This is a genomic window from Streptomyces sp. NPDC008313 (assembly GCF_042956125.1).
Classification (GTDB): Bacteria; Actinomycetota; Actinomycetes; order Streptomycetales; family Streptomycetaceae; genus Streptomyces.
Map to the genome: position 1 here is coordinate 32266 of NZ_JBIBFR010000038.1, position 6858 is coordinate 39123.

The window sequence follows — 6858 nt, forward strand, 5'->3', positions numbered from 1 at the left end:
TCTCCCGCGAGGAGAGGGGCCCGGGCTCATGTGCGTACCGGTGGGGCCGGCCTCAGCCGGTGGTGGCCCGCACGGCGGGGCGGCGGGAGGCGATGACGCGCTTCGCCAGCGACTTCGGACTGGTCAGAAAGCCCCAGCCCCACGACATGTGCATCGTGGCGAGGGCCACGGGTATCTGGAGGCGCGCCTTCAGGGGCAGCCCCTTGCCCGCGGGCAGGGAGCCGGCGACGATCGCGGCGAGATAGCCGCCGAGGACCAGGAACGCCCAGGGGGTCAGGACCGCGCCGGCCACGACGCCCGCCGCGATCGCGCAGACCGCGGTCGGCGGGGCCAGGTAGCGCAGGTTGATGGAGCCCTCGTGGTAGCGGGCGACGACGTGCCGCCAACGGCCGTACTCCTTGTACTGCTTGGCCAGCGCGCGCACGGAGGGGCGCGGCCGGTAGGAGACCTTCAGCTCGGGCGAGAACCAGATGAGGCCGCCCGCCTCGCGGATCCGGAAGTTCAGCTCCCAGTCCTGGGCGCGTATGAACTCCTCGTTGTACCCGCCCTGTTGCTCCAGCGCCTCGCGCCGGAAGACACCGAGGTAGACGGTCTCGGCGGGGGCCGCGTCGCCGCCCGTGTGGAAGGCGGCGTTGCCGACGCCGATCTTCGAGGTCATCGCGGCGGCGACCGCGTGCTCCCAGTCGTTCTCGCCCTCGGCGTGCATGATGCCGCCGACGTTCTGCGCGCCCGTCTCGTCGAGGAGGCGGACCGCGGTCGCGATGTAGTTCGGCGAGAGCATCCCGTGGCCGTCGACGCGGACGACGACGGGGTGCCGGGACGCCTTGATCGCCGCGTTCAGCGCGGCGGGCGTGCGGCCCGTCGGGTTCGGCACGGTGTGGACACGGGGGTCCTCGCGCACGAGTTCGGCCGCGATCTCGTCCGTACGGTCCGAGGAGGGACCGATGGCGATCACGACCTCCATCTCGCCGTCGTACTCCTGGGCGAGGATCGCTTGGACGGCTGTGCGCAGATGCCGTTCCTCGTTGAGGACGGGCATGATCACGGACACAGCGGGGAGCTGCACGTCGGGCTTGGCGTTCATCAAGGGGTCACGTTACCGCGAACGGGGGACACGGGGCGCGCCGCACCGGCCGTCGCCCGGGGCCGCAGATCGTATGGGCCTACGGTGCTCACGGATCCCACGCCCAGCCTCGCGGAGGTATCCCTTGCCCACCCCGCACCGCTCCCCCGACGTCCCCCGCGTCCCCGGCCGGCCGCGCCCCGGCCGGCCGGAGGGCGGCGGCGTGCCTCCCCGCGCGCGGCCGCCCCGTACCCGGCGGACACTCCTTCGGGGCAGGAGACCGCACTGGGCCACCCGGGTGGCGACGACGCTGTCCGTGGTGGTGCTCGCCTCCGCCGGGATCGGGCACGCCGTGGTGACCAGCCTGGACGCCGGCATCGCCCGGGTCGACGCCTTCAAGGACATGAAGAACCGCCCCGAGGCCGGCCACGGCATGAACATCCTGCTGGTCGGCACCGACGGCCGGGACAAGCTCGGCGCGCGGGAGAAGCGCAAGTACCACCTCGGCGGCGCCCCCTGCCACTGCACGGACACGATCATGATCGTGCACGTCTCGGACGACCGGAACCGCGCCAGCATCGTCAGCCTGCCGCGCGACTCGTACGCCGAGACGCCCGCGCACACCGACCGGATCAGCGGCGAGCGGCACGGCCCCCACCCGGTCAAGCTGAACGCGGCGTACGCGGAAGGCGGGCCGCAGCTGACCGTGCGCACCGTCGAGGGCATGACGCACGTGAAGATCGACCACTATCTGGAGGTCGACTTCACCAGCTTCATGAAGACGGTCGACGTGCTCGGCGGCGTGCGGATCTGCACGGCCGAACCGCTCCAGGACCCCTACACCGGGCTCGACCTGCCGGCCGGTTCGCACACGCTGTCCGGCGGCCAGGCACTGCAGTACGTGCGCTCCCGGCATGTCGACGGCGCCGCCGACGTGGGCCGGATGCGGCGCCAGCAGCGGTTCCTCGCGGCGCTGATCGAGCGGGTCACCTCGTCCGGGGTGATGCTGAACCCGATGCGGTTCCGCGACGTGGTCCGGGCCGTGCTCGGCTCGGTGCGCGCGGACCGCGACTTCGGCACGGAGGAGCTGCTGGACCTGGGGCGCGCGATGCGGAACTTCTCGCCCGCCTCCTCCGAGTTCACTACCGTGCCGATCGAGAACATGGGGTACGCCGTGGAGGGCCTCGGCTCCACCCTGAAATGGGACGACGAGAAGGCCGGACGCCTCTTCCGGGCCCTGCGCGACGACCGGCCGCTGGCCGTGCGCAAGAGGAAGCACCGGGCGCTGCTCGTCGACGTCTCGCCGCAGCAGATCCGGGTGCGGGTGGAGAACGCCTCGGCCGACGCGGGGCTCGGCGCGCGGGTCGACGGGGAGCTCGCGGCCACCGGGTTCCGTACGACGGGTGAGCCCACCAGCGCGCCGGACCCGGCGGTGCGGCGCACCGTCGTCGCCTACGACCCGGGCTGGGACCGCTCCGCGAAGTCCCTGGCCGCCGCGCTGCCGGGAAGCGAGCTGCGGGCGGTGGCGGGGCTCGGACCCACGCTGAAGGTGATCGCCGGCCCGGACTTCGACAAGGTGCGGCGGGTGCGGGCCCAGGACCCGAACGAGGGCGAGTCCGGAGTGGTGACCGGGGACGAGGTGGTCTGCTCGTGAGCGGGGGCCGGGGGCCGGGCCCTGGCGCAAGGGGTGGGCCCTGGCCCACCCCTCGGCTCCGGGTCAGTCGTCCAGGCCCTCGGCGGAGCGCTTCTCCCGCAGGTCCATGATCGCGCGGCGGCGGGCGAGGCGGTGGGTGCGGCGGATCTGCGCCTCCTGGTAGCGGCGCTCGTCGCGCTCGGTCTCCGGGAGGACGGGCGGCAGACGGCGGGGCTTGCCGTCGGCGTCCACGGCGGCGAAGACGAGGTAGGCGGAGCCGACCTGGGTGGGCGGGGTGGACTCGTTCCAGCGCTCGGCGAGGACGCGTACGCCGACTTCCATGGAGGTCCGTCCGGTCCAGTTGACCTGGGCCTTCACATGGACGAGGTCGCCGACGCGGACCGGTTCGAGGAAGGCCATCTCGTCCATGGACGCGGTCACGGCGGGTCCCCCCGAATGCCGGCCGGCCACCGCCCCCGCGGCGTCGTCGACGAGTTTCATGATCACACCGCCGTGCACCGTACCCAGGAGGTTGGTGTCGGCGTGGGTCATGATGTGGCTGAGCGTGGTGCGGGACGCCGAAGTCGGCTTGCCCGGAATATCTGCTTCCGAGCCGGGGGCCTGGTCTGTCATGCCCTCCACCTTATGCCGGGCCGATTTGTGTCAGCTTCGCAACAGCCGTGGTCCTATTTTCCACGGACCCTGTAAGGCACACAGCGGCGCACTGCACACTGGTCCGCATGACTGATTGGCCCGACGCGCCGGACGACAACCGCAGCGGCTACGGCAGCGGTAGCGCGAGCACGCAGCCCGAGGGTGCCCGCGTGATGCGGCAGGTGCGGCGCGGCCCGGCCGGGCCCGCCCCCTACCAGCAGCCCGCACCGCCGCGCGGCGGTGTGCCCGCGCAGCCGTCGTACACCGACGGCTCGGGCTACGACGGCGGACACGACCCCGGCTACGACAGTGGCTACAACACGGGGCAGGTCTACGGGTCGCCCGGCGGCGGCGGTCCGCAGGGGCCGGGCGGCGGCCAGGGCGGCCGCGGTCCGCGTCCCGCGCCGAACTGGCGCCGCCGGATCAAGTGGACCGCGCTCACGCTGGTCACGCTGCTGGTCGTGGTCTCCGTGGGCACGTACTTCTGGGCCGACTCCAAGCTCCACCGTGACGTGGACCTCTCCAAGGTCATCGACCGCCCCGAGGCGGGCGAGGGCACGAACTACCTGATCGTCGGCTCCGACAGCCGCGCCGGCATGTCGGCCGAGGAGAAGAAGAAGCTGCACACCGGGTCCGCCGAGGGCAAGCGCACGGACTCGATGATGATCCTGCACACCGGCGACAACGGCTCGACGCTGATCTCCCTGCCCCGTGACTCGGACGTGGAGATACCGACGTTCAAGGGCTCCGAGTCCGGCAAGACCTACCAGGGCACGGGCCGGCACGTGAAGCTGAACGCGGCCTACGCCGAGGACGGCCCCGAGCTGCTGGTGCGCACCATCGAGTTCAACACCGGGCTGCGCCTCGACCACTACGTGGAGATCGGCTTCGGCGGCTTCGCGAAGATCGTCGACGCCGTCGGCGGTGTGGAGATGACGCTCGACAAGGGCTTCAAGGACAAGTACTCCGGCGCCGACTTCAAGGCGGGCAAGCAGACGCTCAACGGCGAGCAGGCCCTCGCCTTCGTCCGCACCCGGCACGCCTTCGCGGCGAGCGACCTGGAGCGCACCAAGAACCAGCAGAAGTTCCTGGCCGCCCTGGCCCACCAGGTGGCGACCCCGTCCACCGTCCTGAACCCCTTCACGTTCTACCCGACCATGGGCGCCGGCCTCGACAGCCTCGTCGTCGACAAGGACATGAGCCTGTTCGACCTGGCCGACATGTTCTGGGCCATGAAGGGCGTCACGGGCGGCGACGGCAAGTCCATGAACATGCCGATCTCGGGCTCCACCGGCGGCAACCTCGTCTGGGACAAGGCCAAGGTCAAGCAACTGGTGACCGACCTGAAGAACGACGACAAGGTGACGGTGTCGGGCAACGAGTGATCCGACGGTGGCTTGAGCACCGCCTCGCCGGGGGGCGGCAGACGCACGGTGACGGCTCAGCCCCCGGCTGTCGCCAGAGCCCGTCAGCCATCGTGTGCGTCATCTGGCGCGGCAGGCTCTGGCGGAAGCACCGCATGTCGCTCTTGGAAATGCTTCCCGTCGGGCGTCAGCGGATGCAGTCGACCGTGTTCGTGAGCGAGGTGTAGGCGACCTCTGCGCGACGTGCCTCGGGCGCGTCCGCAGCGCAGGCGAGAAACTCCCGGGTCCGTCCGTCGAATGTGATCTCGCCTCGGCTCAGGATCGAGACGTGATCGGCTTCTTGCGCCAGATCGGCAACGTCATGGGTGGACATCAGTACCCGTACTTCGTCGGTGGCCAGGCTCAGGATGAGGTCTCGGAACACTCGACGCTGCGTCGGGTCCATTCCCGCTGTGGACTCGTCGAGCAGCAGCGTGTCAGCTCCATGGACCAGCGCCGAGGCCACGCCGACGCGCCGCAACTGACCTCCTGACAGCTTCTTCGTCCTGACACCGGAGTGGTCCCGCATCTGTACCCGGTCGAGCGCGTGGACTGCCGCTTCCCACGCTTCGGCGCGTGGCATCCCCTTGAGCCAGCCGGTGTAAGCCACTTGCTCGCGCGCGGTGAGCCCAGCCATCGGCGTAATCGTCTGCGGCATCCACGCTACCTTCGCGCGGTACTCCTTGGCCTGCGATCCGAGACGCCCGTAACTGACGCTTCCGCTGTCAGGCAGATTCACTCCAGCGGCAAGCTTCAACAATGTCGACTTGCCCGCGCCGTTGGGACCGAGAAGGACTGCAAGGCCGTCAGGAACTCTGTAGCTGAGGTTCGAAACAACGTTGGCTCCACGGCGTCCGTACGCGTACGAGACGTCCACGAGCTGAACAGTCATGGGGAGGGGCCTTTCAGACGTGTGGGCGCGTACGGGTCTGGCCGAAGAGGCCGCAGACGAAGACGAGAAGGCTCAGTATCGAGGTGGGAAGATAGTCCGGCGGGTGCAGGGTGACTGCCCACGGCCACGGCCGGTTGAAGTCGCGATACCCGAGAAGAATCACTACGAACACCCAGCTCACCGGACCCAGAGTGGCGGCTTGGGGACGCACCGCGCGCGCTGTCAACATGGCGCCGGTGAGGAAGAGGACGTTTCGGCACGTTGCGGTTGCCTCCTGTGACCCGCTGATCGCCCCGACAGCGATACCCACTGTCCCGGCCGCCGCGACCGTGGAGACGGTGAGTGCAAGGTCGAAATGCCGGATCTTCCTCGTCGCGAGGACTTCAGCCTCCGGAAGCCCCTGGGAGAGAACGTGGGCGAGCCCGGCCGTGATGATCAGCGGCATGGCTTGCGTCAGGAACACAGGCCGCCCTCCCAACGAGAGCAGACCTGGCAAGGTGAACACCGCGTTGTGCCCCAGGGTGACGAGAACCGTGAAGGCCGCAAGGCTGGGCAAGAGCACTGTGACGATCTGGCGTGCCTTCATCCACCAGATCACGAGGTCGCGCCCTTGAGCAGGCTGCACGCCTTCGCCTGCTCCCGGTGGAACCAGCGAGACTGCTCGGCGGGCGGGAGTGCATAACCGCGGTCTGCCCGCTCCTGCACCTTGTCCAGTACCTCAGCGGAATTCTCGAATAGGCCTGCGTACTCACTTTTGCGCCAAGCGACGTACGGCTTCTCCGCCTTGACCGTCTTCGCGGCCCACAGCATTGCGGCGTCCCGGTTGACTATCCAGTCGGCGGAGTGTGACGGCTTGATCGACGTCGGGAAATCACACGGGAACTTGACTGCCGTGAGGACAACGGCGTATCGGATGTTGATCACGCCACCGCCGAGGCTTCCTGCCTGACGTGAAAGGGGTAGGTGCCAGGTGGTCGGGCTGGATCGAGCAGGGTGCCGCTCATCGAGCAACGCATCGGTCACGGTGACGGGCGTGGCCACGTCCACACCACGGTTCTGCAGTGCCTTGATGGAGGTGACGACCTGCTTGCGTACGCTCCTCAGCCTGTCGACGGCTCCCCCCGTTATCTTTTTCGCGGTCCTGCAACGGGGCCGCTGGCCTCCGGGCTCGGCATGACTGTGTCCCCCTGTCGAAGGAATGACCTGGGGGGTG

General features: G+C 69.5%; 6 protein-coding genes and 1 pseudogene. 2 read left to right on the forward strand and 5 right to left on the reverse strand.

Annotated features, from left to right (window positions below; genetic code table 11):
* Nucleotides 1-52: 52 nt before the first annotated feature.
* Nucleotides 53-1084, reverse strand: a complete 1032-nt coding sequence (locus tag ACFY93_RS32920; RefSeq protein WP_391365588.1) for a glycosyltransferase — start codon at nucleotides 1082-1084, stop codon at nucleotides 53-55.
* Nucleotides 1085-1157: 73 nt separating this feature from the next.
* Here ACFY93_RS32920 and ACFY93_RS32925 point away from each other — a divergent pair, with 73 nt between their 5' ends.
* Nucleotides 1158-2717, forward strand: coding sequence for an LCP family protein (locus tag ACFY93_RS32925; protein ID WP_391365589.1), 1560 nt, complete (start codon nucleotides 1158-1160; stop codon nucleotides 2715-2717).
* Nucleotides 2718-2780: 63 nt separating this feature from the next.
* Here ACFY93_RS32925 and ACFY93_RS32930 read toward each other — a convergent pair whose 3' ends face one another.
* Complete coding sequence (locus tag ACFY93_RS32930) at nucleotides 2781-3329, reverse strand: hotdog domain-containing protein (protein ID WP_391365590.1); 549 nt, start codon at nucleotides 3327-3329, stop codon at nucleotides 2781-2783.
* A 107-nt stretch (nucleotides 3330-3436) separates the two neighbouring features.
* On the opposite strand from ACFY93_RS32930, the gene ACFY93_RS32935 reads away from it, so the two are divergent.
* Nucleotides 3437-4735: an LCP family protein gene (locus ACFY93_RS32935; RefSeq protein WP_391365591.1), complete on the forward strand. Its 1299-nt coding sequence runs from the start codon at nucleotides 3437-3439 to the stop codon at nucleotides 4733-4735.
* Nucleotides 4736-4901: 166 nt separating this feature from the next.
* Here ACFY93_RS32935 and ACFY93_RS32940 read toward each other — a convergent pair whose 3' ends face one another.
* The 3 genes and pseudogenes from ACFY93_RS32940 to ACFY93_RS32950 all read right to left on the reverse strand — a co-directional run.
* On the reverse strand, nucleotides 4902-5645 hold the full coding sequence (locus ACFY93_RS32940) for an ATP-binding cassette domain-containing protein (protein WP_391365592.1): 744 nt from the start codon (nucleotides 5643-5645) through the stop codon (nucleotides 4902-4904).
* A gap of 13 nt (nucleotides 5646-5658) precedes the next feature.
* A complete protein-coding gene (locus ACFY93_RS32945) occupies nucleotides 5659-6270 on the reverse strand; it encodes a hypothetical protein (RefSeq protein WP_391365593.1) in 612 nt (203 codons plus the stop codon).
* A pseudogene (locus ACFY93_RS32950) lies at nucleotides 6240-6858 on the reverse strand (hypothetical protein); the annotation flags it as partial. The pseudogene ACFY93_RS32950 and the gene ACFY93_RS32945, both read right to left, overlap by 31 nt.

Excerpts from the sequence above, each read along its gene's own strand:
- ACFY93_RS32920 (WP_391365588.1), bottom strand. The coding sequence starts at position 1,084 with ATGAACGCCAAGCCCGACGTGCAGCTCCCCGCTGTGTCCGTGATCATG.
- ACFY93_RS32925 (WP_391365589.1), top strand. The coding sequence starts at position 1,158 with ATGGGCCTACGGTGCTCACGGATCCCACGCCCAGCCTCGCGGAGGTAT.
- ACFY93_RS32930 (WP_391365590.1), bottom strand. The coding sequence starts at position 3,329 with ATGACAGACCAGGCCCCCGGCTCGGAAGCAGATATTCCGGGCAAGCCG.
- ACFY93_RS32935 (WP_391365591.1), top strand. The coding sequence starts at position 3,437 with ATGACTGATTGGCCCGACGCGCCGGACGACAACCGCAGCGGCTACGGC.
- ACFY93_RS32940 (WP_391365592.1), bottom strand. The coding sequence starts at position 5,645 with ATGACTGTTCAGCTCGTGGACGTCTCGTACGCGTACGGACGCCGTGGA.